The sequence below is a fragment of the Aeromonas sp. R2-1 genome, assembly GCF_040908425.1.
GTDB lineage: Bacteria > Pseudomonadota > Gammaproteobacteria > Enterobacterales > Aeromonadaceae > Aeromonas > Aeromonas caviae.
In genome coordinates this window covers 46,654-70,382 of record NZ_JBFODR010000034.1, presented here as the reverse complement: position 1 = coordinate 70,382, position 23,729 = coordinate 46,654, and the positions used below count along the sequence as shown (strand labels likewise).

Genomic DNA, 23,729 nt, shown 5'->3' with positions numbered 1-23,729 from the left:
GCGCCACAATGGCGCTTCTGCTGTTTTTGACGAGCCATCATCATGAGAACGAACGCGCCCCCCCTGGACAAGACAGCCCGCATCGAGGCGATCCTGGCCCTGATCCCCCCCGGCCGCGTGGTGAGCTACGGCCAGGTGGCGGATCTCGCGGGCCTGCCCGGACGGGCAAGACTGGTGGGAAAAGTCTTGCGGGAAACCGACAAGGTGCTGCCCTGGCATCGGGTGCTGGGGGCGGCAGGCACCATTTCGCTGCCAAAAGGATCCGCAGGCTTTGATAAGCAAGCAGGGCTGCTGCAGGAGGAGGGGGTGCCCGTGATTGGCGGGCGGGTCAGGATGCGGGAGTGGCAGTGGCAGCCCGACCTGGCCGAGCTGCTCTTTCTGGTTCCCTTCTGACGAGGCTGGCACGCCCCGAAGGGATGGGCGTTCTTGCAACAAAGGGAGGGCCTCTGTGGTCGCCCTCCGTCACGTTCCTTCCCTAGTCGCCGGCAATGGGCCCCAGAATGTCATCGCTGCGCACCTGTACCGGGATGGTCTCATCCTCCCGTTGCAAGAGCACCAGCAGACTCTGTCTGTCCACCTCCAGCACATAGGCTGTCCCTTCACGGGTCAGGCAGGTCATGCCCGGCCGTATTTCATGTATCTCCATGACAACTCCCTGTCTTGCGCTGCCATCCATGCAGCCATTCCAGTATATCGCCATCCACCAACAAAGAAGCCCCTCGCAAGGGGCCTCTTTCATCATGCGGTGAGCGGCGTCGCCATCAGGCTTTCTTCGCCTTGGGCAGGCTCTCCTGCCATTTTCCGTTGTCGTAATGGGCTGTCCAGCCGGTCGCCTTGCCGTTGACCTCGGTCATCACGTACTGCTCCTTGGTCTTGCGGCTGAAGCGCACCACGGAGGCGTTTCCGTCAGGATCTGACGCCGGGGCGTCCGCCAGGTACTGGTGCTTGGGAGAGAGGCGATCGCGGAAGCGCTTGAGCTCCTCCACCAGGGGCGCACGGGTCTCGCGGGATTTGGGGAAGTTGCTGGCGGCCAGGAAGAGGCCGGCGGCGCCGTCCCGCAGCACGAAGTGGGCGTCGGACTGGGTGCATTTCAGCTCGGGCAGGGGTACCGGATCCTCTTTCGGCGGTGCAATGTCGCCATTTTTCAGGATCTTGCGGGTGTTCTTGCAGCTCTCGTTGGTGCAACCCATGTATTTGCCGAAACGGCCGTTCTTGAGTTGCATCTCGGAGCCGCAGCGATCGCACTCGATGCTCGGCCCTTCGTAGCCCTTGAGCTTGAACTGCCCCTGCTCCACCTCGTAGCCATCGCAATCCGGGTTGCGACCGCAGACGTGCAGCTTGCGGCTGTCGTCGATGATGTAGGCGTCCATGGCGGTGCCGCAGATCCCGCAACGATGCTTGGCACGCAGCGCATCGGTTTCCGCCTCGTCCCCGTCGGTGGCGGAGACGAACTCGTCCGCACTGACCAGGTTGATGGTCTTCTTGCAGCGCTCCTTGGGCGGCAGGGCATAACCGGAGCAGCCGAGGAAGACGCCGGTGGTGGCGGTACGGATACCCATCTTGCGGCCACAATCCGGGCAGTCGATGTCGGTCAGCACCATCTGGTTGGCACGCATGCCCCCCTCTTCATGGGGCTTGTCGGCCTGCTCCAGCTCCTGGGTGAACTCGGCGTAGAAGGCGTCGAGCACCTTCTTCCACTCCAGGCTCCCCTCTGCGATGCCGTCGAGCTTGTCTTCCATCTTGGCGGTGAACTCGTAGTTCATCAGCTCGACGAAGTTCTCCACCAGGCGGTCGGTGACGATCTCCCCCATCTTCTCGGCGAAGAAGCGGCGGCTCTCGACCCGCACATACCCACGGTCGACGATGGTGGAGATGATGGAGGCGTAAGTGGACGGACGGCCGATGCCGCGCTTTTCCAGCTCGCGCACCAGGGCCGCTTCGGTGAAGCGGGCGGGCGGCTTGGTGAAGTGCTGGCGCGGATCCAGCTTGACCAGTTTCAGCACCTCGCCGACGGTCACCGCCGGAAGCTGGCTGTCTTCACCCTTGCGGCCCATGGGCGGCAGGGCCTTGGTCCAGCCGGCGAAGCGCAGGGTGCGACCGCGCGCCTTGAGCTCGAACTCCCCTGCCTTGACGGTCAGGGTGGAGGAGTCGTACTGGGCCGGGGTCATCTGGCAGGCGACAAATTGGCGCCAGATGAGGTCATAGAGCCGCATGGCATCGGGCTCCATCCCTTCCAGCATCTCGGCAGTCACCTGGACGCTGGAGGGGCGGATCGCCTCGTGGGCCTCCTGGGCATTGGCCTTGGCGCCGTAGAGGTTCGGCTCGCTCGGCAGGTAGGCGGCACCATACTGCTCGCCGATGTATTCCCGCACCGCGTCCACCGCCTCTTTGCTGAGGTTGGTGGAGTCGGTACGCATATAAGTGATGTAACCCGCTTCATAGAGACGCTGGGCCATCATCATGGTCTTCTTGACCCCGAAGCTCAGACGGGTAGAAGCCGCCTGCTGCAGGGTGGAGGTGATGAAGGGAGCGGACGGCTTGGAGCCGGTCGGCTTGTCTTCCCGGTTCACCACCTTGTAGTCGACCCCTTCCAGGGCCGCCACGGCGGCGAAGGTCTCGGCCTGGGTCACCGGCTTGAAATCGGCTCCGTTGCGGCTGACCACCTCCATGCGCAGCTCGCTCTTCTCGGCGGTGAGCAGGTCGGCGTTGAGATCCCAGAACTCCACCGGCACGAACGCCTTGATCTCCCGCTCCTTGTCGACGATGAGGCGCACCGCGACGGATTGCACCCGACCGGCGGAGAGGCCGCGGGCCAGCTTTTTCCACAAGAGCGGGGAGACCATGTAGCCCACCACCCTGTCGAGGAAACGACGGGCCTGCTGGGCGTTGACGCGATGAATGTTCAGCTCGGACGGCTGGGCGAACGCCTCCTGGATGGCGCTCTTGGTGATCTCGTTAAACACCACGCGCTTGTAGCGGCTGTCGTCGCCACCGATGATCTCGCGCAGGTGCCAGGCGATCGCTTCCCCCTCTCTATCCAAGTCGGTTGCGAGATAGATGGTGTCGGCCTTGGCGGCCAGACTTTGCAACTCGCTGACCACTTTTTCCTTGCCGGGCAAAATCTGGTAGTTGGCCTGCCAGCCTGCGGTCGGGTTGATGCCCATCCTTGAGAACAGGGCGTTGCGATCCTTGGCCGCCTTCTCGGATTCGCTGAGCTTGATGCCGCGAATGACAGGTTTTTTGGGCTCGGTGCTGGCGCTGCCGCTGGTCGGCAGATCGCGCACGTGGCCTACGCTGGATTTCACCACGTAGTCCTTGCCCAAATATTTGTTGATGGTCTTGGCCTTGGCCGGAGACTCCACGATGACCAGTGATTTGCCCATGCTGTAACTATTATCCTCATTGCACCCGACGGGGTTGGCGTGCGGTTTTGTGGGGCTGTATAAGAGATTTGACGGGAAAAAGCAATCTTGCGGGTCAATTTGCCCGACAGCCCGAACCGCCCTGCTTCTTTATTTATTAATGCGAAGCCGGGGCGCGGGAAGCAACCGCTTTTTTGTTTTTATGCTATATCCCCCCCTTTTTTAGATTGGAAATGACATATCCAGCCACCCTTGTGACATAAAAACCCATTCTGGTTATCAGCTTGTTACAAAGGATGAAATCTCTTTATAATGGCCGCACACCGCAGCTTTGTGCGCGGAAGGAACCGCTCCCCATATAAAAATCGAAAGGATGTGATCATGAAGCACTTCGAGGTCAACTTCGACGGCCTGGTCGGCCCCACCCACAACTATGCCGGCCTCTCCTATGGCAACGTCGCCTCCCAGAGCAACGCCAAAGAGGCCTCCAACCCCAAGGAAGCGGCCAAGCAGGGGCTGCGCAAGATGAAGGCACTGACCGACCTCGGCATGGTGCAGGGCGTGCTGGCGCCACAGGAGAGACCGGATCTCGCGACCCTGCGCCGCCTGGGCTTCACCGGCAACGATGCCAGCGTCCTGACCCAGGCCGCCAGACAGGCCCCCGCCGTGCTGGCCGCCTGCTATTCGGCCTCCAGCATGTGGACCGCCAACGCCGCCACCGTCTCCCCGAGCGCCGACACCCAGGATGGCCGCATTCACTTCACCCCCGCCAACCTGACCAACAAGTTCCACCGCTCCTTGGAGCCCGAGGTGACCGGGCGCATCTTGCGGGCCGTGTTCAACAACGATCGCCACTTCTATCACCACCAACATCTGCCGGAGAACGACCACTTCGGTGACGAAGGCGCCGCCAACCACACCCGGCTGTGCCGCGCCTATGGCGAGGCCGGGGTCGAGCTGTTCGTCTATGGCCGCAGCGCCTTCGACGTCTCCCAGCCCGCCCCCAAACGCTATCCGGCCCGCCAGACCCTGGAAGCGAGCCAGGCCATCGCCCGCCTGCATGGCCTGGGGGATGAGAGCGCGGTCTTCATCCAGCAGAACCCGGACGTGATCGATCAGGGGGTGTTCCACAACGATGTCATCGCGGTGGGCAACCAGAACGTGCTCTTCTTCCACCAGCAGGCGTTCCTCCATACCGAGGCTGCGCTGGCCGAGGTGCGTACCAAGTTCGGCGACGGGGAACTGCACTTCATCGAGGTGCCGACCAGCGAAGTGTCGGTGCAGGATGCGGTGAAATCCTACCTGTTCAACACCCAGATCCTCACCCTGCCATCCGGCGAGATGGCGATCATCGCCCCCACCGAATGCCGCGACAACCCGGCGGTGTCCGCCTATCTGGCCAGGCTGGTGACCCTGGGCACCCCCATCAAGGACGTCCACTACATGGACGTGAAGCAGAGCATGAGAAATGGCGGCGGCCCCGCCTGTCTGCGCCTGCGGGTTGCCATGAACGACACCGAGCTCGCCGCGGTCAACCCGGCCTGCCTCATCACCGACAGCCAGTTTGCCCGCCTGGATCAGTGGGTCGAGAAGCACTATCGCGACAGCCTGGCGCTGGACGATCTGCGGGACCCATCCCTGGTGCTGGAGACCCGCACCGCCCTGGACGAGCTGACCCAGATCCTGAAACTCGGCTCCGTCTACCCCTTCCAGCGCTGAGGTGCGCCATCGGCCTGCAGAGCCGACGCAATAAAAAAAGAGAGCCGGGCAATGCCCGGCTCTCTTTTTAGTCCTTTGCACTGAGCTATAAAACCTGTTCACGAGCTGTAGCGAGAGATCGTCAGCAAGGTGAAGAGCAGCGCAGGAACCGGAGTGTGTAGATACACATGAGGATTCCGAGCAGCACATGAGCCTTGGTCACGACTTCGCAGTAAGCTCGAAACAGGTTCTCAGCGCCAGGGGCTCTGCTGCCACAGCCGACCAAGGCCGGCCTCCAGCCCCAGTGCCGCCTGCTTGCCAAGCTTCTGGGTCAGGCTCCTTGGTTTGCTGTAGCGGATGCCGACCACCTTGTGATGGCTGGCCTGGGCCAGCAGGTAGTCATCGCTGGTGCAAAGCGCATCCACCAGACCGAGCTGCTTGGCCTGGCTCGCCAGCCAATGCTCGCCGGTGGTCACCTTGTCGATGTCGAGACCGGGTCTGTGCTCGGCCACGAAGGCCTTGAACTGCTCGTGGATGGCCCCCAGCTCCTCGCGAAACTTCTCCCGCCCCAGATCGTCGTTCTCGCCGAACATGGTGATGGTGCGCTTGTACTGGCCTGCGGTGTGCATCTCGAATTCGATGTCGTGCTTCTTGAGCAGCTTGTTGAAGTTCGGCATCTGGGCAATCACCCCGATGGAGCCGACGATGGCGAACGGCGCCGCCAGGATCTTGTCCGCGACGCAGGCCATCATGTAGCCACCGCTCGCCGCCACCTTGTCGATGGCCACGGTCAGCGTGATGTCCTTGTCCCGCAGCCGCTGCAACTGGGAGGCGGCCAGGCCGTAGCCATGCACCACGCCGCCGCCGGATTCGAGGCGCAGCAGCACTTCGTCCCCGGGCCGGGCCACGCCTATCACGGCACTCACCTCTTCCCGCAGGGATGCCACCTCCTTGGCATCCATGCTGCCGTTGAAGTCGATGACGAACAGCCGGCTGCGCTCATCCTCTCCCTTGGCTTTGGCCTTGTGCTCCGCCTTGCGGGTCTTCTCCATCTGCTTGCGCTCGGCCTTGCCCGCCAGGGCTGCCTGCAGTTGATGGCGCCCCTGCTCCAGCTCGCCGGAGAGATCGGTCACCACCAGTTCCCCCTTGCGGGATTTGGGCTGGCGGCTGCTCGCCACCATCAGAATGACGGCGCCGATGGCCAGCAAGAAGGTGAGGGTCTTGGCCAGAAACAGGCCGTATTCGGTCAAAAATGCCACTTGATGCTCCGCGCTATGTCCGGTTTTTTCACATAGTAAGGAGTTTGCCCCCCTCGCGCAAAAACTCTGCCATCTCCCGTGCCAAGGACGGAGGGATCGACGCTATCGCCCTGTTTTATTCACATTTTTGCCGTCTCATACTGGTCAACTGCCGGGCCGGGTCAGTACACTTGCCCACTCGATTCGTTGCGCCAAGCCGCCAGGCATTGTTAACAGGAGTCCACATGCTCGACTATCAGGCCCCCCGTGATCTGCTCAAGGACAAGGTCATTCTGGTGACGGGTGCCGGTGACGGCATCGGCCGCGAAGCGGCCCTCACCTATGCTGCCCACGGCGCCACCGTGATCCTGCTCGGGCGTACCAGTGCCAAGCTGGAGGCGGTCTACGACCAGATTGAAGCGGCCGGTCACCCCCTGCCCGCCATCGTACCAGTGGACTTGAAAGGGGCTACTGCCGCCCACTACCGCGGCATGGCGGAGACCTTCGCCCAGCAGTTCGGCCGCCTCGATGGCGTGCTGTTCAACGCCGGGCTGCTCGGCACCCTGTCGCCGTTCGAACACATTCAGGAACAGGAGTGGGACGAGGTGATGCAGGTCAACGTCAAATCCGAATTCCTGCTGACCCAGGCGCTGCTGCCCCTCCTTCGCCAGACCGCCAAGGAGCACGGCGAGGCGTCCATCGTCTACACCTCCTCCAGCGTGGGCCGCAAGGGGCGCGCCTACTGGGGCACCTATGCCATTTCCAAGTTCGCCGTCGAAGGCATGATGGAGGTGCTGGCGGACGAGCTGGAGAACACCAGGGTGCGGGTCAACACCCTGAACCCGGGCGGCACCCGCACCAGGATGCGGGCCAGCGCCTTCCCGGCGGAAGATCCGCAAACCCTCAAGACCCCGGCCGATCTGATGCCCCTCTATCTCTACCTGATGGGGCGTGACAGTCAGGGCCAGAGCGGCAAGACCTTCGTGGCCCAGCCCAAATAAATCAACAAATCAACCGGATGGGATTACAGTGAAGAGGGGGTGCCAAGGCGCGCCCTGTTGAATCCCATCGGCCCCAGACAGGTTGCACTATGTTTCGTCCCAAGAGCACGTTTGAGCAATGGCGGATCTTTCAGGCGGTGGTGGACTGCGGCGGTTATGCCCAGGCTGCCGAGGCGCTGAACAAGAGCCAATCCTCCCTCAATCATGCGGTTGCCAAGCTGCAACAGAGTCTGGGGGTGGCCCTGCTGGAGGTGCGGGGGCGCAAGGCGGTGCTGACGCCGGCGGGGGAGATCTTCCTCAAGCGGGCCCGCCAGCTCAGCCAGCAGGTGGAAGAGCTGGAGAACCTGGCCAACAACCTGGAGCGGCAGTGGGAGCCGCAGATCAACCTCTATGTGTCCGTGGTCCAGCCGCGGGAGCGCCTCTACCGGGCGCTGGCCCACTTCTATCCCCGCAGCCGCGGTTGCCGCATCAACCTGCATGAGCGGATCCACTGCCACTTCAATGCGCTGCAGGCAGGAGATCTGATGCTCTCCGAGCACCTGCCCCAGGATCGCACCGGCCTGCCGCTGGACGAAGTCTGTCTGCTTCCTCTGTGCGCAGTGGGCCACCCCCTTGCGGAGCAGGGAGAGCCCATCACCGCCGAGGTGCTGGCCAGCCACAACCAGATAAGCCTGCATCCCCCCATCCACCGCTCGGTGGACTGGAACGATGCGGACGACACCGGCTGGAAGGCGACCCACTATCATGAGGTGCTCAACATGGTGCGCCTTGGCATGGGTTACGCCTGGGTGCCCCGCCACCTGGTGCAGGAGGAGCTCGCCGAGGGCTCGCTGGTGCAGCTCGATCTCACCGGCGGCAACGAACGCTATCTCTACACCTACCTGCTCACCCCCTCGGTGGAGGCGCTGGGGCCGGCGGCCGAGCTGCTGCTGCGCTGCCTGCGCATCGAATACCAGGGAGAGAACCCCAGGTAAGGCCGCTTCTTCCCCGCACGACCGGGGCACTGGTGCCCGCTCATCCGGGCATCGGCTCCCTTTTGCATCCCCTATACGTTGGGGACCCGCCAGCAGGCGGCCAGCGCCATCAGCGCCAGGGCCGCCGCCACCATGAAGACCCCGTGGAAACTCCAGAGCTCCGCCACCGTCCCCGCGATGGCCCCCGCCATGATGGAGCCGGTGCGGATGCTGTTGGAAAAGAGCGTGGTCGCCACCCCGGCGCGCCCCGGCATCAAGTCCTGGAAATAGGACATGCCGATGCCGGCCACGATGCCGATGAAGATGGCATTGAGCAGTTGCAGCGCAATGAGGGCATGCTGGCTCGACAGGGTCACGAGACCGCCATAGAAACCGACCCCGGCCAGCACCGCCAGCAGCATCATGGGCCGCTTGCCGAAGCGCCGGGTGTAGTAGCCCGCCAGCAGCATGAAGGGGATCTCCAGGGCCGCCGCCGTGCCCATCAGCAAACCGGCCAGCTTCTCCTCCAGCCCCAGCTCGCGGGTGATGTAGAGGGGCATGTTGATGAGGTACATGCTGTTGCAGGTCCACATCAGGGTGGAGGCGATGAAGAGCGCCCGCACCGACGGATCCCGCCAGCTGCTCACCCGCTCCACCTCGCTGTCCATCACCGGCAGCGGCAGGGAGGGAAGCCAGCGCCACACCACGAAGGCGCAGATGACATAGGCCAGCGCCGAGGCCAGATACATCACCTTGAAGCCGTAGCCGATGGCGAGCGCGAAGGCGATGGGCGGCCCGATCACCCAGGCCAGGGAGAACTGGGCCCGCAGCACCGAGCTGAACATGTCGGCCTGTTTGTTGCGGCTGTCGGCGTATTCCCGCGCCAGGGCGAACAGCTGCGGGCTGGCGGTGGCGGTCAGGCTCGCCAGCAGCACCCCCAGGCTCACCAGCAACCAGTACTGCCGGTTCCAGGCAAACAGCAGGGAGAGCACGATGCCGGCAAAGCAGCAGCGCAGGATCAGCTGCTTGCGATCCCCCTTGTTGTCGGAGCGGTGGCCGAGCCACTGGCTGATGAGGATGCCGATCACCGCGTTCACCGTGTAGAAGAGCCCCACCAGGAAGGGGCGCACCTGCACCTCCTCGGCCAGAAACAGGCTCAAGGTCGGCACCTGCAGCGCCACCGCCACCCCGGTCATGAAGGTCACGGCGAGAAACGAGAGAGAGACGGGATCCGGCCTCTTGCGGGCAACAGACAGCAAACTCATAGAGATACCATTGATATGGAAGAAAAAAAGGAGCCAGATGCGGGCGGGCTTGGCGTATGGCGGCGGCTATTTTATGTCATTATCAACAGCCACCTCAAGGGTTGCGGGGGGGCGTCCAAGTCCGTACATTGGAAGCCCATCCAGCGCCAGTACAAGGATTTAACATGTTTGATTTTGACCGGGAAATAGATCGCAGCGGTACCATGAGCCTGAAATGGGACAAATACAAGGGTCAGGATGTCCTGCCCATGTGGGTCGCAGACACCGACTTCGTCTCTCCCCCCGCCGTACTGGAGGCCCTCACCAAACGGGTCGCCCACGGCATCTTCGGCTATTCGCGCCCCTCTCCCCGGCTCATCGAACTGATCGTATCGCGTCTGGCCAGCCGCTATGGCTGGACCATCCAGCCCGAATGGCTCGTCTTCCTGCCCGGGGTGGTGCCGGGCCTCAATCTCGCCTGCAAGGCCTGGAGCCAGCACGGGCGCGGCATCATCACCCCCAAGCCGGTCTACTACCCCTTCCTGCAGGCACCGGGCTTCAATGACCGCCCCCTGCTCACCGTCCCCGTGGTGGAGGAAGAAGGCCGCTGGGTGCTGGATCTCGAAGAGCTTGAGCGTCAGGCCCCCTCGGCGGATCTGCTGCTGCTGTGCAACCCCCACAACCCGGGTGGCACCGTCTTCACCCGGGAAGAGCTGCTGGCCATCGACGCCATCGCCGAGCGCCACAACCTGGTGATCTGCTCCGACGAAATCCACTGCGACCTGCTGCTGGACAAAGATGCCCGCCACATCCCCTATGGTGCCCTGAGCCCGGAGGCGGCCGAACGCTCCGCCGTCATGATGGCGCCGAGCAAGACCTTCAACATCGCGGGGCTGTGCTGCTCCTTCGCCGTGATCCCCAATGCCCGCCTGCGGCTCAAGCTGCAACAGGCGATGCGCGGCATCAGCGCCGACGTCAATCTGCTGGGGTTCGTGGCGGCCGAGGCGGCCTATGAGGGGGGCGAGCAGTGGCTGAATGAACAGCTCGACTACCTGGCCGGCAACCTGGCCCTGATCGAGCAGGCCGTGGCCCGCTGGCCCGGCGTCAAGCTGGCCCGCAACCAGGCCACCTACCTCGCCTGGATCGACATGAGCGCCCTGGGCCTGGACGATCCCGTCGCCTTCTTCGAACAGGCGGGCGTGGGTCTCTCCCCCGGTGCCCAGTTCGGCAACGGCCAGTTCGTGCGGCTCAACTTTGGCTGCACCCGGGCCCGTCTCACCGAGGCCCTGGCCCGCATGGAGAAAGCCATTCTCCAGACCCGCTAGCGAACCGTCCCGGGCGGCGGCCCCAGGCCGCCCGGTGTGCGCAAAAGCGGTAAAATCCGTTCAGCTTCCCGTCTGATACGGATAAGATGAGGCTCATCACCGGATGAGCCCGCCTCCTCCTCATGTTCAGCCACGGTTTCGGTCCACTATGCGCCCATTCGCCTTCTCTGCCCTGTTGCGTCTGTCACGTACCGCCCTGCCCTGGCTTGCGGCCGTGCTGGCGCCCTCCCTCTTCGCCTCTCCCGCCTATGTCACCATCGGTACGGGAGCCCTCAACGGCGTCTACTACCCCACAGGGGGGGCCATCTGCCGCCTGCTCAACGAGGAGAGTGCCCGCCACGGCCTGCACTGCACGGTGCAGAGTACCTCGGGCTCCATCGCCAATCTGGCGGCCCTCGCCAAGGGAGAGGTACAGCTCGCCCTGATGCAGTCGGATGTGCTCTACCATGCGGTGCACGGCACCGGCCCCTTCGCGGGCCAGGCCCCGGACGATCAGCTGCGCAGCCTGTTGCGGCTCCACAAGGAGTCCCTGACCCTGATTGCCAGCGCCACCAGCAACATCACCACCCTGGCCGACATCAAGGGCAAGCGGGTCGATGTCGGCGCCCCCAACTCCGGGGACAGGGTCACCAGCCGGGCCCTGCTCGATGCCATGGGGTGGCGGATCGCCGACTTCAGCCGCCCGCCCGTGATCTCCCCGGGCAACCGGCTGGAGGGGCTCTGTGACGGCACCCTGGATGCCGCCTTCGTGGTCGCCGGTCACCCCAATCAGGCCATCGGCGATCTCACCGGCCGCTGTCAGGCCCGCCTCATTCCCATCGAGGGGGAACAGGTGGACAAGCTGCTCAAGCAGCACCCCTACTATGATCGCAGCCGCATCGGCGCCAACCTCTATCCGGGGCAGACAAGCGGTGTCAACACCTTCGCCGTCACCGCCGAACTGGTGGCGCTGGCAAGCCTGCCCGAGAGCGAGGTGCGCACCCTGCGGGACGTGCTGAACGAGCGGCTCAAGCAGTTCACCCGACTGCATCCGGCACTGACCACCCTCACCTGGGAAGGCATGCAGGCGGGCAGCATCGCCCTGCTCCATCCCGGCATGCTGGATGCCGTGCCCACCCTCCCGGCGGACACCCTCACGGCATCCGGGGCAGGGGCCACCTCGGGCGCCCTGCCAACCTTGCCCCCGGCGAGCAGCGCGGCCACACCGACCGATGGGGCAGGCCCCCAGGAAGGCACCGCGCCACTGGAGGGGTCCGACACCTTGCCGGAGCAGCCGGCCGCCGCGACCCTCTCAACCAGTTCGGGGGCGGCCTCCACCAACCAGGCCCCGGCCCTGACCGAGCCGCCCACACCGGGCAGCGCAACCCTGGCACCAGGCCATCCCCTGACCCCGCCTGAGGCGCCCGCCTCGTCGGCAACGCCGCTGGAGGCGCCATCACCGGAGGCCATGCCGGCCAGCCCGCCCAGCCACGCGGTGGGGACCACAGCCCCCGCCGGGCAATGAACACCAACCAAGAGGCCACCCCAGGGGTGGCCTCTTGGTTATCGGGAACGGGCGCCTGGCCTGTCACGGCGCCAGCAGCAGCGCCGGATTCTGGATCTCCTCCTCCACCCAGTGCAGCAGCTGCTTGATGGCCCGGGACAGCACCTGGTTCTGGCGCACCACGTACCCCAGGCTGGTACCGGGAAAATCGGTGAGCCGGGTCACCGGGGCGGTCAGCTTGAGCCTGGGGTGCAGGGAGAAATCCGGCACGATGGCGACGCCAAAACCCGCCTCGGCCCAGTCGAGCTGGGCATCCACGCTCCCCACCTCCATGATGCGGCAGCTCGGCAGGCCGAGCAGGGGCAGGGAGGGATCGATCAATGCCCGGGTCCGGGTGTCGTGCCCCAGCAGGATCAGGGTCGGCTCGTCCAGAGGATCGCTCTCCCCCGAGCTGGCCCGCGCCTGCCAGCGGGCCAGGCCGTGCCCCAGGGCACACCAGGTCACCTGCTGCAACTCGGTGTAGAAGAGCGGCTCGCTGCGCTTTTGTGCCATCACGAAGCCCAGATCCGCCTTGCCCGCCCGCACCAGATCCGCCGCCTGATCCGAGGTGGTGTTGAACAGGGTGAGGTCGATGCCGGGGAAGGCCTGCTTGAAGCGCTGGAACGGCTGGATGAGCAGCAGGCGCGAGATGATGTCGCTGGCGGCGATGGCGAGCGTCCCCTGGCTCAACTGGCTCAGGGCATTGAGATCGGACTGGCAGAGCTGCAGCTCGTTGATGGCGCGCTCGGCGCTTTGCAGCAGCCGCTCCCCCGCCTGGGTCAGGCGAAACGGGCTGCGCTCCACCAGCTTGACCCGGGTCGCCTGCTCCAGGTTCTTGAGGTGCAGGCTCACATTGGGTTGCGTCATGTGCAGTTCGGTGGCCGTCTGGCCGAAGTGCTGCAACCGGGCCAGGGTGACGAAGGTGTGCAGCCAGTGAATGTCCAGCATGGGGTTCCTCTTCTCCCGGGTCGATGGCAAGGCCAGCGCCGCCAGGGCACGGGCACCACGAAAGGGAGCGCGGTGTCGATAATGGCACCTGAATTATATGGCTTTCTTATCGGAATTATAAAGATAATTAATTTTTCTAATCCTCACGGGGCTCCTAGGATGGACGCCTAACGTCTTAGGAGAAAGAGTCATGTCGTCTATCGTAGTCGTAGGTGCTAACTGGGGTGATGAAGGCAAAGGCCGCATCGTCGATTATCTGGCAGGCCAGGCTGGCGCCAGTATTCGTTTCCAGGGCGGCAACAACGCCGGCCACACCGTGGTCAACGATCTGGGCACCTTCAAGCTGCACCAGGTGCCGAGCGGCGTCTTCAACCCGGATTGCCTGGTCGTGCTGGGCCCCGGCATGGTGATCAGCCCCGAGAAGCTCACCGTCGAGCTGGAAGAGGTCAAGGCCTCCGGCGTCATTCCCAAGCTCGCCATCTCTGACCGTGCCACCCTCTGCCTGCCGCTGCACGCGCTGGAAGACACCCTGGAAGAGCAACGCCTGGGTGACGGCGCCTACGGCTCCACCCGTCAGGGCATCGCCCCGGCTTACGGTGATCGGGTCATGAAAAAGGCGATCCTGGTGGGCTGGCTGAAACAGCCGGACGTGCTGGTCGAGCGCATCCAGTTCATGCTGGACTGGAAACTGCCGCAGATGAAGGCTCTCTATCCGGACTTCGAATTCACCCAGACCGCCCAGGAGATGGCCGACTGGCTGCTGGAAGTGTCCGCTCCCTGGCTGGACGCCGTCTGCAACGTCAGCATGCCCCTCAAGGCACTGCAAGCCGAAGGCAAGACCCTGCTGTTCGAAGCCCAGCTGGGTGCCGGCCGTGATCTCATCTACGGCGAATACCCCTGGGTCACCTCCTCCCACGTTTCCGGCGCCTACGCCGGCATCGGTGGCGGTCTGCCGGGCCTGCGCCCGGAGCGCGTCATCGCCGTGGCCAAGGCCTTCAGCTCCTCCGTCGGTACCGGCACCCTGCTGACCGCCATGGAGAACCAGGACGAGTTCCGCAAGATCACCAACGAGTTCGGCGCCACCACCGGCCGTCCCCGTGACGTGGGTTACTTCGATGCCGTCGCCACCAAGAACGGCGTCGAGCTGCAGGCTGCCACCGAAGTGGCCCTGACCAAGCTGGACTGCCTGACCGGTCTGCCGGATCTGAAGATCTGCGTGGCCTACGAAGGTGCCCACACCGAGAACCCGATCTGGCCGCAGACCGCCGCCCTCACCCCCGTCTACGAGAAGATGGAGAGCTGGAGCGAAGACATCAGCGGCTGCCGCACCTTCGCCGAGCTGCCCAAGGCAGCCCAGGACTATGTGCTGCGCATCGAAGCCCTGCTGGGCGTGCCGGTGCCCATGGTCTCCGTCGGCCCGGGCCGTGACGAGATGATCCTGCGCTAAGGCCCCTCGCCTCTCCCAAAAACCGGCATCCTAGGATGCCGGTTTTTTTATGCCCCTCAAAAGCCCCGAACAGCTCACAAAAGCCACTTCTATGGCATAATTTGAGCCATACGGGCACTCTGTTTTGAGCCAGCCCCCTTAGAGTGAATGCCATATTCACACAAAGGAGTGCCCATCATGAGATCCCCCATTATCCCGCTGCTGCCCCTGTTCTGCCTCGCGGCTCTGCCCGCCGGTGCCATGACCCTCAAGAGTACCGACATCCGCGAGGGTGAACCCATGGACAAGGTCTTCAGCTTCAACGGCTTTGGTTGCAGCGGCGAGAACCGCTCCCCCCAGTTGAGCTGGCAGAGCCTGCCCGCCGGCACCCAGAGCGTCGCCATCACCGCCTATGACCCGGACGCCCCCACCGGCAGCGGCTGGTGGCACTGGCTGGTGGTGAACCTGCCGGCCAGCCAGAGCGAGCTGCCGAGCAATGCCTCCGGCAAGATCAAGCAGGGGCTGGAGCTTGGCACCGACTACGGTACCCAGGGTTATGGCGGCCCCTGCCCGCCCGCCGGTCACGGCATGCACCGCTACCAGTTCACCGTCTGGGCCCTGCCCAAGGCGCTGGAGGTGAAGGCCAACACCCCGCCCGCCATGGTAGGCTACATGCTCAACAGCCTGGCCCTTGGCAAGGCCACCCTGACCGCCACCTTCACCACCCCCTAGGAGCCCGCCCGATGAGCACGCCCCTGCTGCAACTGAATCACTACTTCGGGATCCGCCAGCAGCCCCTGCGCCGGGTGCTCATCTACGCGCCGACCCTCATCTGGGTGCAGCAGGGCCGCAAGCAGCTGTGGTGGCGGGAGCAGCGCCTCTCCTTTGACAAGGAGAGCTGGCTGCTGATCCCGGCGGGTCACCGGCTCACCTTCGTCAACCAGCCGGAGCAGGGCACGTTTCGCTCCCAGGCGCTCACCCTGCTGGCCCCGCCACCGGCCGAGTGGCTGGCAGAGAGCACCCTCGATCTCCTCAAGCCACCGGCCATCAGGGTGACGTCGGCCCTCGCCTTCTGCTTCGATCTCGTCACCACCATGGCGCAGCGGCAGCTCTGCGAGACGGCCCAGACCCAGCTGCTGCAAGGGTTTTATGGCGAGCTCAGGGAAGCGGGGGGCCTTGGCCTGCTCTTTCCTGCCACCACCATGACCCTGGGGGAACGGCTGGCCCGTTACCTCAGCGTGGAGCCTGGTCTCGATCACCGGCTGGAGACGGTAGCGACCCACTTCGCCATGAGCCGCGCCTCTCTGGTCCGCAAGCTGGCCGCCGAGGGGCGCAGCTTTCGCCAGGTGCTGACCCAGGTACGCCTGGGGCACGCCCTCACCCTGCTGCAACAGGGGCTCACTCCGCTTCAGACCGCCCTCGCCTGTGGCTACGACTCCCCCGGCCGCTTTGCCGCGCGCTTCAAGGAGGAGTTCGGCCTGACCCCCCACCAATACCTGCGTACCTGCCCCTCCTCTCTCTCACTGACTGCCACCACAAAAGTAAATAATTACTAAAACACAAAGCTATGTAACCTCGTGTAACCGGGTGATCCGGCTCACACTCGCCCCTCCTGCACTGTGACACAGCGCCAATAATCCCGCCAAAATCGCCCTATAATGGCTCTCGTAAACGCTTTCACTAAAATAATCACTAAAAAACACCTTCCTTAACCTACAAAAACTGTCATTGGAGCGAGAGATGTTTCGTAAAAATTTACTTTCCATCACCCTGAGCGTCGCCCTGTTCGGCCTCACTGCCTGCAATGGCAATGACTCCAGCAGCCCGGCCGCCCCCAGCGCCACCCTGGCGAACCAGTATCAGAACGTGATCGACCGCAGCGGCACCCCGCTCCAGTTCCGTGACTTTGACAGCTACGCCAACCTCAAATACAACCCGCTGCTCGATCTCGGCGCCTGGCACGGCTTCCTGCTGCCCGCCAGCGACAGCGAATGGGGCGGCTTTACCGGTCCCATGGTCATCGCCGAGGAGTACAGCCTCTTCTTCGCAAGCGAGCTGGACAAGCTGACCCTGAGCGACGAGAGCGGCCGCGCCTTCCCCCTCACCAGCGCCAGCAAGCAGGCGCTGTACGCCATCCCGGGGGCGCTGGTGCAACGCTTCGAATTCGACCCCTTCACCCTGGAGCTGGAGCTGCGCTACGGCGATGCCCGCACTGCGCTGGTTCGCACCCGCCTCATCAACCACACTGACGCCCCCCTCACCCTCAAGCTCAACTGGCAGGGGGAGCTGCTCAACCAGTGGGATGCCAACAAGACGGTCGCCGAGCAGTACCCCGCCTGGACCCGCACCATCAGCCAGACCGAGCGCGGCGTGGCATTCCAGTTCGGCAAACTGCGCAGCACCTGGAACATCATGCAAAGCGGCAGCGCCAGCTACCGCATCGATCGCACCCTGCCCAGCCGTACCACCCTCGACGAGCAGGGGCTCGGCTACGTGAGCGAGGCCAGCCTCACCCTGGCCGCCAAGGGCCAGCAGGATATCTACACCCTGCAGAGCTACGTCCACAGCAGTGCTGAAGCGAGTCGCTTCGAGCGAAGCCGCCTGGCGCTGCTGGCCGACCCCGCCAGCCATTTCGACGACTCCATCCGCCGCTGGGAGGATTACCTGGCGCGCGGCCTCTCCAATCAGGGGATCCCGGAGTCGGAGCGGCGCATCGCGGTCAAGGCGATGGAGACCCTCAACGGCAACTGGCGCTCACCGGCCGGCGCCATCCTGCACGACGGGGTGACCCCCTCCAACACCGCCCGCTGGTTCGACGGGGTCTGGGCCTGGGACAGCTGGAAGCACGCCTATGCCATGGCCCACTTCAACCCCGAGGTAGCCAAGAACAACGTGCGCGCCATGTATGACTACCAGATCCAGGCCGATGACCCGGTTCGGCCGCAGGATGCCGGCATGGTGATCGACGCCGTCTTCTACAACAAGCTCGCCGATCGGGGTGGCGACGGCGGCAACTGGAACGAGCGGGACACCAAACCGCCCCTCTCCGCCTGGGCCATCTGGGAGATCTACAGCGCCACCCAGGACAAGGCCTTCATCGCCGAGATGTACCCGAAGATCCAGGCCTATCACGACTGGTGGTACCGGGCGCGGGACAACAACCGCAACGGCATCATCGAATATGGCGCCACCCGCCACGTCGAGCACAACGACGAGTTCGGCAACATCACCTTCAAGGTGCAGTACCCGACGGGGGTACCGGCCGGGCTGGATCTGTCGAGCTGCACCGATGAGGGTGATGGCTGGTATGGCTGCGCCGGCATGGCGCTCTACCAGCAGGTGTTGAGCGTCGGCGGCTACGCCGACATGGATATCGGCGCCCAGCACGGCGCGGGCTGGGAGTCCGGCATGGACAACGCCGCCCGCTTCGGCTTTATCGAGCAGGATCAGCTCAAGCGCTATGCCGACAAGACCTATGGCGGCGACCTGGCCAGGGCGCGCCAGGACTGGAACGTCTTCTTCTTTGAAAACCATCAGGACGACGGCAGCCTCATCGGCTTCTCCATCGATCAGGAGTCGGTGGAGCTCAACGCCTTCCTCGCCAAGGAGAAGCGCATCCTGGCCGACATGGCCGAGCTGCTCGGCAAGCCTGACGAGGCGAGCCGCTACCGCGAAGGGGCTACCCAGCTGGCTGGCTACATCAACAGCTGCCTGTTCGATGAGGCCTCCGGCTTCTATTACGATCGCCAGATAGCCCAGGGGGATCTGCCCGACGCCAACGGCTGCGTCGGCAAGCTGTTGACCGCCCGCGGCCGTGGCCCGGAAGGGTGGAGCCCGCTCTGGGCCGAGGTAGCGGACAAGGAGAAGGCGGCGCGGGTGCGCGAGGTGATGCTCAATGCCCAGGAGTTCAACACCAAGGTGCCGCTCGGCACGGCGGCACTGACCAACCCGGCCTACGACCCCGACATCTACTGGCGCGGTCGGGTCTGGCTGGATCAGTTCTACTTCGGGGTGAAGGGGCTGGAGAACTACGGCTATCGCAGCGATGCCCAACAGCTCGTCAACAAGCTGTTTGCCAACGCCGAGGGGCTGGCGGGCAGCGGCCCCATCCGCGAGAACTACAACCCGGAGACCGGCGCCATGCAGGGTGCCAGCAACTTCAGCTGGAGCTCGGCCCACCTCTACATGCTCTATCGCAACTTCCTGAAAACCGAGGGTTGATCCCTCTTTGCAGCAATGAGCCAACAAAAAGGCCTCCGCAAGGGAGGCCTTTCTTATGGCAGCGCCGCAGGTGGCGACTTACTTCACGGTCACCCGGGCAAACTTGCGCTTGCCGACCTGGTAGACGGCGGTACCGGCACCGATGAGGGCCTTGCCATCGTCCAGCTTCTCGCCATCCACCTTGACCGCGCCCTGCTTGATCATGCGCAGCGCTTCGGAGGTGGTGTCAACCAGACCAGCGTCTTTGAGCAGGTTGGCGATGGCCAGCCCTTCCCCTTCCAGTGCCAGCTCGACTTCCGGCATGTCGTCCGGAATGGCGTTCTTGGAGAAGCGCTGGGTGAAATCTTCGTGGGCCGCTTCGGCCGCCGCTTCGTCGTGATAACGGGCGATGATCTCTTTGGCCAGCCAGATCTTCACGTCGCGCGGGTTGAGGGTGCCGGCGGCGATACCTGCCTTGAACTCTTCAATCTCGGCGAGCGGACGGAAGGAGAGCAGCTCATAGTAGTTCCACATCAGATCGTCGGTGATGGACATGATCTTGCCGAACATCTCCCCCGGGGCATCGTGCACACCGATGTAGTTGGCAGCGGACTTGGACATCTTCTTGACGCCGTCCAGGCCGACCAGCAGCGGCATCATCAGCACGCACTGGGTCGCCATGCCCGCATCTTTTTGCAGCTCGCGGCCCATCAGCAGGTTGAACTTCTGATCGGTACCGCCGAGCTCGACGTCCGCCTTCAGCGCGACCGAGTCATAGCCTTGCAGCAGCGGATAGAGGAATTCGTGAATGGCGATGGACTGGCCGTTGCTGTAGCGCTTCTTGAAGTCGTCGCGCTCCATCATGCGGGCCACGGTCTGCTTGGCCGCCAGCTTGATCATGCCGGTCGCGCCCAGCTCACTCAGCCAGGTGGAGTTGTACTCGATGCGGGTCTTGGCCGGGTCGAGGATCTTGAACGCCTGCTCGGCATAGGTGAGGGCGTTGTGCTTGATGGCCTCTTCGGAGAGCGGCGGACGGGTGGCGTTCTTGCCGGAGGGGTCACCCACCATGGCGGTGAAGTCACCGATCAGCAGGATCACTTCATGGCCCAGATCCTGGAAGGTCTTCAGCTTGTTGAGGATCACGGTATGACCCAGGTGGATGTCCGGCGCGGTCGGGTCCATCCCCAGCTTGATGCGCAGGGGGCGCCCTTCCTTCAACTTGGCGATCAGTTCTTCTTCAACCAGAATTTCTTCCGCTCCGCGCTTGATCTCGGCTAGCGCCACCTCGAGCTGGGACATTTTTTGACTCTCCAATCACGATTCCACAGGGCCAGACATATTACTGGAATGGCGGGCCAATTGGAAAGGCGGTAAACTCCGACCTTCTTCCGGGTTCAACTTTGTCTGCTTCTCATGGTCCTTTGGCACGCCTTCAACTCTCTCCCTCACTGGCACCGCAAGATGGTGCTTATCCTGAGCATCATGGTGATGATGCTGGCGGCCTGGCCGAGCGAACAGGCAGTCGCCACCCGGGTCGATGACAACGACAACGAACTGGCCGTCGAGCAGCAGGTCGACGAGGAGGCCCAGCTGGCACGGGCCGAGCCCGTCACCTCGCCCAAACCGCGCTATGTCACCAGACAGGTGAAGGTGCGCAGCGGCGACAACATGGGGGTCATCTTCCAGCGCCTCGGCCTCAGTACCACGGATCTGCACCTCATCGACCAGCTCGAGGGCACGGATACCCTGCGCCTGCTCAAGCCCGGTCAGGAGCTCACCTTCAAGCTCACCAAGGGCGGCGAGCTGCACAGCCTCTATTACCCCCACAGCCTGGAGCAGGCGCTCAAGGTGAACCGCCGGGATGACGGCTTCGTGGCCAGGCCGGTGAAGATCGAGCTCGACACCCGCGAACAGGTGGCCCAGGGGGAGATCCGCTCCAGCTTCTGGGGCGCCGCCGTCGAAGCGGGCATGACGGAAGACCAGATCATGGATCTCGCCGCCATCTTCGGCTGGGACATCGACTTTGCCCAGGACCTGCAACCGGGGGACAGCTTCCGGGTGGTCTACCAGGACAAATACCAGGATGACGAGCGGGTTGCCTCCGGCGACATCCTGGCCGCCGAGTTCGTCAACCAGGGGGCCATCTACCGCGCCGTGCTGAACACGGATGGCAACTATTACACCCCGGACGGCAAGGCGATGCGCAAGAGCTTCCTGCGCGCGCCGGTCAACTTCAAATACATCAGCTCCAACTTCAATCCGCGCCGCCTTCACCCGGTCACCGGCAAGGTGCGCCCCCACAACGGCATCGACTACGTGGCGCCGGTGGGGACCCCCATCATGGCGGCGGGCGGCGGCAGCGTGGTGGCCGCCGGCTACAACCAGTTCAACGGCAACTACGTCTTCATCAAGCACGCGGGCAACTACGTGACCAAGTACCTGCACCTCTCCAAGCGCACCGTCAACAAGGGGCAGCGAGTGAAGCAGGGGCAGACCATCGGCCTGCTCGGTGGCACCGGCCGGGTCACAGGCCCGCACCTGCACTATGAATTCGTGGTAGGCGGCGTACACAAGAACCCGCGCACCCTCAACCTGCCCCAGGCGGAGTCTCTCAGCGGGCGGGCGCTGGCCAGCTTCAAGGCCCAGGCCATCCCCCAACTGGCCAAGCTGGACAGCCCCGAGCTGCAACTGGCCAGAAACAAGGGCAACGGCGACGACAGCTGACCGCTGTCGACCAAGGCGGAACACGGCATCGGACGGTTCCTCTGCACCACTGAAGAGGTGATGTCATGAGCGGGCCATATATCCGATTGATGTCGGGGACCAAGGCGGAACACGGCATCGGACGGTTCCTCTGCATCATTGAAAGGGGGTTGTCATGACGGAACGCTATATAGGCTTGATGTCCGGTACCAGCATGGATGGTATCGACGCAGTGCTGGTGACGATGGATAGGGAAGCGCTTCGAGTAGAGGCGGCCCTCTGCCATCCCTGGCCTGTCGATACGGCTCGCACCCTGCATGAACTCTGCACCCCGGGGGAGAACGAAATCGACCGCATGGGGGTCGCCGACAACCTGGTGGCCCGCGAATTTGCCGCCGCCACCCAGGCCCTGCTCGCGAAGGCGGCGCTGACTCCCAAGGAGATTCGCGCCATCGGCAGTCACGGCCAGACCATACGCCACCGCCCTGCCCTCGGCTTTACCCTGCAAATTGGCAACGCGGCCCTGCTGGCGGCCCTGACCGGCATCGACGTGGTGGCCGATTTTCGCACCATGGACATGGCCCTCGGCGGTCAGGGGGCGCCCCTGGTGCCCGCCTTCCATCAGGCGCTCTTTGCCCGCCCCGGCGCCCTGCGGGTGGTGCTGAACCTCGGCGGCATTGCCAATATCTCGGTGCTGCCCGGCCAGGCCGACGGGGGGGCGGGTTCAGGGGTATATGGCTTCGATACCGGCCCCGCCAACACCCTGCTCGACGGCTGGTATCGCCGCCACCATCCACACGGTGACAGCTATGACGACGGTGGCCAGTGGGCCGCCAGCGGCAAGCTTATTCCTGCGCTGCTGGAGCAGTTGCTGGCTCACCCCTACTTCGCCGCCCCGGCCCCCAAGAGCACGGGGCGTGAGATGTTCACCCTCGACTGGCTCGACGGCGAGCTGGACGGCTGCGCATACGCCCCCGCTGATGTGCAGCGTACCCTGCAATCCCTCACCTGCCACAGCATCGCCCGCCAGTTGCCCACCCACCGTGATGCGTCAACCCGGCCCGAGCTGTTTGTCTGCGGCGGCGGCGCCCACAACGCCCCGCTGCTGGCGGAGCTGGCAGCCCTGCTGCCCGACTGGCATCTGACCAGCACCGCCCAGCTCGGCCTTGCACCGGACTGGGTGGAAGGGGCCGCCTTTGCCTGGCTGGCACAACGCTTTATCCAGCGAAAGCCGGGCAACCTGCCTGCGGTGACCGGCGCGAGCCGCCCGGCGGTGCTGGGCGCCCTCTATCCCGCCTGAGCCGCTCCCCGAGCGCCCTCCCCCCTAATGGAACAAGCCCGAACAGGTGCACCTGATCGGGCTTGTTGTTATGCCTGGCGCCAGATGGCGCAGACCCGTCACTCTGTGCTCCCTACCCGAGCCGCTCTTTCAACCTGGCCGCCTGCGCCTTGAAGGTCTCATAATCGGCGACATGCCGACTCCTGGCGGCGGTGATCCACTGCACGCCCGTCTCGTCGGCGTGGGAAAATTCGATGCAAAACTCATATTTCGTGCTGGAGAGCAGCCCCATCAGGGCGCCAGACAGAAAACCCACCAGGGGCAGGAAGAGCACGATGAGCCAGTTGCCCGCCTGCTCGTAGGAAGGGGTGAAGTAAAAGAGCACACTGGAGGTGACCACTCCCAGCAACAAGGTCTTCTTGAGCCTATCCATCCAGCCGAGAGCTTTTACCTGCACGCCGACGATGCGGCCCAGATCGTAGCGATCCTTGTTCACCCTCAGTGTGTTGTCCGACTGTTCAATGGCAATGGCCATCCTGATACTCCGTCCTGTTGGCTATGGCGATAAGGGGTTGCCGTGGCGGCCCCAGATTGTGCATCCCGTGATCATGACAGGACCAGCGGCCAGCCACGGGGCGATGGGCGGCACCTCCCCCAACAGGAACACACGCTGCGCATGGTATCGTATGGCGCCAAACATCAAAAGACGTTCACATCAAAAGGCGAGGTGGATCACCTTCTATCCACCCCTTGTCCCCCGTGCAGCCGTTGGCTTTTCTGGCCATCCTCTCATGGGCAAGGTAGCCGGGGGATCAGGGGTCAGTGAGATT

Annotated in this window: 19 protein-coding genes; 12 read left to right on the top strand and 7 right to left on the bottom strand. The window is 64.0% G+C overall.

The window, feature by feature from the left end; genetic code table 11:
* The first annotated feature begins 42 nt into the window (after positions 1 to 42).
* Positions 43 to 393, top strand: coding sequence for an MGMT family protein (locus AB5Y80_RS12650; RefSeq protein WP_039040524.1), 351 nt, complete (start codon positions 43 to 45; stop codon positions 391 to 393).
* Positions 394 to 475: 82 nt separating this feature from the next.
* On the opposite strand, the gene AB5Y80_RS12645 is transcribed toward AB5Y80_RS12650, so the two are convergent.
* Both AB5Y80_RS12645 and topA read right to left on the bottom strand, forming a co-directional pair.
* Positions 476 to 646, bottom strand: coding sequence for a hypothetical protein (locus tag AB5Y80_RS12645; protein ID WP_164882955.1), 171 nt, complete (start codon positions 644 to 646; stop codon positions 476 to 478).
* A 115-nt stretch (positions 647 to 761) separates the two neighbouring features.
* Positions 762 to 3,383, bottom strand: a complete 2,622-nt coding sequence (topA, locus tag AB5Y80_RS12640; protein ID WP_010673895.1) for a type I DNA topoisomerase — start codon at positions 3,381 to 3,383, stop codon at positions 762 to 764.
* Positions 3,384 to 3,743: 360 nt separating this feature from the next.
* Between topA and astB the strand changes: the two genes are divergently transcribed.
* Entirely contained in the window at positions 3,744 to 5,081 is a 1,338-nt protein-coding gene (astB, locus tag AB5Y80_RS12635) for an N-succinylarginine dihydrolase (RefSeq protein ID WP_270821399.1), read from the top strand.
* A 230-nt stretch (positions 5,082 to 5,311) separates the two neighbouring features.
* Here the strand turns inward: astB and sohB are convergent, their stop codons facing one another.
* Entirely contained in the window at positions 5,312 to 6,319 is a 1,008-nt protein-coding gene (sohB, locus tag AB5Y80_RS12630) for a protease SohB (protein WP_039040521.1), read from the bottom strand.
* A gap of 224 nt (positions 6,320 to 6,543) precedes the next feature.
* On the opposite strand from sohB, the gene AB5Y80_RS12625 reads away from it, so the two are divergent.
* Positions 6,544 to 7,299, top strand: coding sequence for a YciK family oxidoreductase (locus AB5Y80_RS12625; RefSeq protein WP_103261740.1), 756 nt, complete (start codon positions 6,544 to 6,546; stop codon positions 7,297 to 7,299).
* Positions 7,300 to 7,388: 89 nt separating this feature from the next.
* The gene (locus AB5Y80_RS12620; protein ID WP_368173010.1) at positions 7,389 to 8,273 is read left to right on the top strand and encodes a LysR family transcriptional regulator; all 885 of its coding nucleotides are present in this window, start codon (positions 7,389 to 7,391) and stop codon (positions 8,271 to 8,273) included.
* A 71-nt stretch (positions 8,274 to 8,344) separates the two neighbouring features.
* Here the strand turns inward: AB5Y80_RS12620 and AB5Y80_RS12615 are convergent, their stop codons facing one another.
* Positions 8,345 to 9,517 carry an MFS transporter gene (locus tag AB5Y80_RS12615; RefSeq protein ID WP_069652864.1) on the bottom strand — a complete coding sequence of 391 codons (1,173 nt, stop codon included), beginning with the start codon at positions 9,515 to 9,517 and terminating at the stop codon, positions 8,345 to 8,347.
* A gap of 164 nt (positions 9,518 to 9,681) precedes the next feature.
* Between AB5Y80_RS12615 and AB5Y80_RS12610 the strand changes: the two genes are divergently transcribed.
* Together AB5Y80_RS12610 and AB5Y80_RS12605 are read left to right on the top strand one after the other, a co-directional pair.
* Positions 9,682 to 10,821: a MalY/PatB family protein gene (locus tag AB5Y80_RS12610; protein ID WP_010673889.1), complete on the top strand. Its 1,140-nt coding sequence runs from the start codon at positions 9,682 to 9,684 to the stop codon at positions 10,819 to 10,821.
* Between the two features lie 148 nt (positions 10,822 to 10,969).
* Positions 10,970 to 12,325 (top strand): TAXI family TRAP transporter solute-binding subunit, encoded by a 1,356-nt coding sequence (locus tag AB5Y80_RS12605; protein ID WP_368173009.1) that lies wholly within the window; start codon positions 10,970 to 10,972, stop codon positions 12,323 to 12,325.
* A 63-nt stretch (positions 12,326 to 12,388) separates the two neighbouring features.
* Here AB5Y80_RS12605 and AB5Y80_RS12600 read toward each other — a convergent pair whose 3' ends face one another.
* Positions 12,389 to 13,291 (bottom strand): LysR family transcriptional regulator, encoded by a 903-nt coding sequence (locus AB5Y80_RS12600; RefSeq protein ID WP_041212603.1) that lies wholly within the window; start codon positions 13,289 to 13,291, stop codon positions 12,389 to 12,391.
* Positions 13,292 to 13,481: 190 nt separating this feature from the next.
* On the opposite strand from AB5Y80_RS12600, the gene AB5Y80_RS12595 reads away from it, so the two are divergent.
* From AB5Y80_RS12595 to ygjK, 4 genes are all read left to right on the top strand, one after another.
* The gene (locus AB5Y80_RS12595; protein ID WP_010673886.1) at positions 13,482 to 14,738 is read left to right on the top strand and encodes an adenylosuccinate synthetase; all 1,257 of its coding nucleotides are present in this window, start codon (positions 13,482 to 13,484) and stop codon (positions 14,736 to 14,738) included.
* A gap of 177 nt (positions 14,739 to 14,915) precedes the next feature.
* Complete coding sequence (locus AB5Y80_RS12590) at positions 14,916 to 15,449, top strand: YbhB/YbcL family Raf kinase inhibitor-like protein (RefSeq protein WP_049637270.1); 534 nt, start codon at positions 14,916 to 14,918, stop codon at positions 15,447 to 15,449.
* 11 nt (positions 15,450 to 15,460) lie between these two features.
* Complete coding sequence (locus tag AB5Y80_RS12585) at positions 15,461 to 16,273, top strand: AraC family transcriptional regulator (RefSeq protein WP_048207195.1); 813 nt, start codon at positions 15,461 to 15,463, stop codon at positions 16,271 to 16,273.
* Positions 16,274 to 16,457: 184 nt separating this feature from the next.
* Positions 16,458 to 18,938: an alpha-glucosidase gene (gene ygjK / locus AB5Y80_RS12580; protein ID WP_368173008.1), complete on the top strand. Its 2,481-nt coding sequence runs from the start codon at positions 16,458 to 16,460 to the stop codon at positions 18,936 to 18,938.
* 78 nt (positions 18,939 to 19,016) lie between these two features.
* Here ygjK and tyrS read toward each other — a convergent pair whose 3' ends face one another.
* Positions 19,017 to 20,216, bottom strand: coding sequence for a tyrosine--tRNA ligase (gene tyrS, locus AB5Y80_RS12575; RefSeq protein WP_182954635.1), 1,200 nt, complete (start codon positions 20,214 to 20,216; stop codon positions 19,017 to 19,019).
* A gap of 114 nt (positions 20,217 to 20,330) precedes the next feature.
* Here tyrS and AB5Y80_RS12570 point away from each other — a divergent pair, with 114 nt between their 5' ends.
* Together AB5Y80_RS12570 and AB5Y80_RS12565 are read left to right on the top strand one after the other, a co-directional pair.
* Positions 20,331 to 21,641, top strand: a complete 1,311-nt coding sequence (locus AB5Y80_RS12570) for a peptidoglycan DD-metalloendopeptidase family protein (RefSeq protein WP_368173007.1) — start codon at positions 20,331 to 20,333, stop codon at positions 21,639 to 21,641.
* A 154-nt stretch (positions 21,642 to 21,795) separates the two neighbouring features.
* Positions 21,796 to 22,920 (top strand): anhydro-N-acetylmuramic acid kinase, encoded by a 1,125-nt coding sequence (locus AB5Y80_RS12565; protein WP_368173006.1) that lies wholly within the window; start codon positions 21,796 to 21,798, stop codon positions 22,918 to 22,920.
* A gap of 112 nt (positions 22,921 to 23,032) precedes the next feature.
* Here the strand turns inward: AB5Y80_RS12565 and AB5Y80_RS12560 are convergent, their stop codons facing one another.
* Positions 23,033 to 23,434: a hypothetical protein gene (locus AB5Y80_RS12560; RefSeq protein ID WP_233466622.1), complete on the bottom strand. Its 402-nt coding sequence runs from the start codon at positions 23,432 to 23,434 to the stop codon at positions 23,033 to 23,035.
* Between the last annotated feature and the right edge of the window lie 295 nt (positions 23,435 to 23,729).

Bases quoted from the DNA above. Each gene is read 5' to 3' on its own strand.
- AB5Y80_RS12570 (WP_368173007.1), top strand. From the start codon at position 20,331: ATGGTCCTTTGGCACGCCTTCAACTCTCTCCCTCACTGGCACCGCAAG.
- astB (WP_270821399.1), top strand. From the start codon at position 3,744: ATGAAGCACTTCGAGGTCAACTTCGACGGCCTGGTCGGCCCCACCCAC.
- AB5Y80_RS12585 (WP_048207195.1), top strand. From the start codon at position 15,461: ATGAGCACGCCCCTGCTGCAACTGAATCACTACTTCGGGATCCGCCAG.
- AB5Y80_RS12600 (WP_041212603.1), bottom strand. From the start codon at position 13,291: ATGCTGGACATTCACTGGCTGCACACCTTCGTCACCCTGGCCCGGTTG.
- topA (WP_010673895.1), bottom strand. From the start codon at position 3,383: ATGGGCAAATCACTGGTCATCGTGGAGTCTCCGGCCAAGGCCAAGACC.
- AB5Y80_RS12605 (WP_368173009.1), top strand. From the start codon at position 10,970: ATGCGCCCATTCGCCTTCTCTGCCCTGTTGCGTCTGTCACGTACCGCC.
- AB5Y80_RS12590 (WP_049637270.1), top strand. From the start codon at position 14,916: ATGAGATCCCCCATTATCCCGCTGCTGCCCCTGTTCTGCCTCGCGGCT.
- AB5Y80_RS12620 (WP_368173010.1), top strand. From the start codon at position 7,389: ATGTTTCGTCCCAAGAGCACGTTTGAGCAATGGCGGATCTTTCAGGCG.
- AB5Y80_RS12610 (WP_010673889.1), top strand. From the start codon at position 9,682: ATGTTTGATTTTGACCGGGAAATAGATCGCAGCGGTACCATGAGCCTG.
- AB5Y80_RS12595 (WP_010673886.1), top strand. From the start codon at position 13,482: ATGTCGTCTATCGTAGTCGTAGGTGCTAACTGGGGTGATGAAGGCAAA.
- AB5Y80_RS12565 (WP_368173006.1), top strand. From the start codon at position 21,796: ATGACGGAACGCTATATAGGCTTGATGTCCGGTACCAGCATGGATGGT.
- AB5Y80_RS12645 (WP_164882955.1), bottom strand. From the start codon at position 646: ATGGAGATACATGAAATACGGCCGGGCATGACCTGCCTGACCCGTGAA.
- ygjK (WP_368173008.1), top strand. From the start codon at position 16,458: ATGTTTCGTAAAAATTTACTTTCCATCACCCTGAGCGTCGCCCTGTTC.
- AB5Y80_RS12625 (WP_103261740.1), top strand. From the start codon at position 6,544: ATGCTCGACTATCAGGCCCCCCGTGATCTGCTCAAGGACAAGGTCATT.
- AB5Y80_RS12650 (WP_039040524.1), top strand. From the start codon at position 43: ATGAGAACGAACGCGCCCCCCCTGGACAAGACAGCCCGCATCGAGGCG.
- tyrS (WP_182954635.1), bottom strand. From the start codon at position 20,216: ATGTCCCAGCTCGAGGTGGCGCTAGCCGAGATCAAGCGCGGAGCGGAA.
- AB5Y80_RS12560 (WP_233466622.1), bottom strand. From the start codon at position 23,434: ATGGCCATTGCCATTGAACAGTCGGACAACACACTGAGGGTGAACAAG.
- AB5Y80_RS12615 (WP_069652864.1), bottom strand. From the start codon at position 9,517: ATGAGTTTGCTGTCTGTTGCCCGCAAGAGGCCGGATCCCGTCTCTCTC.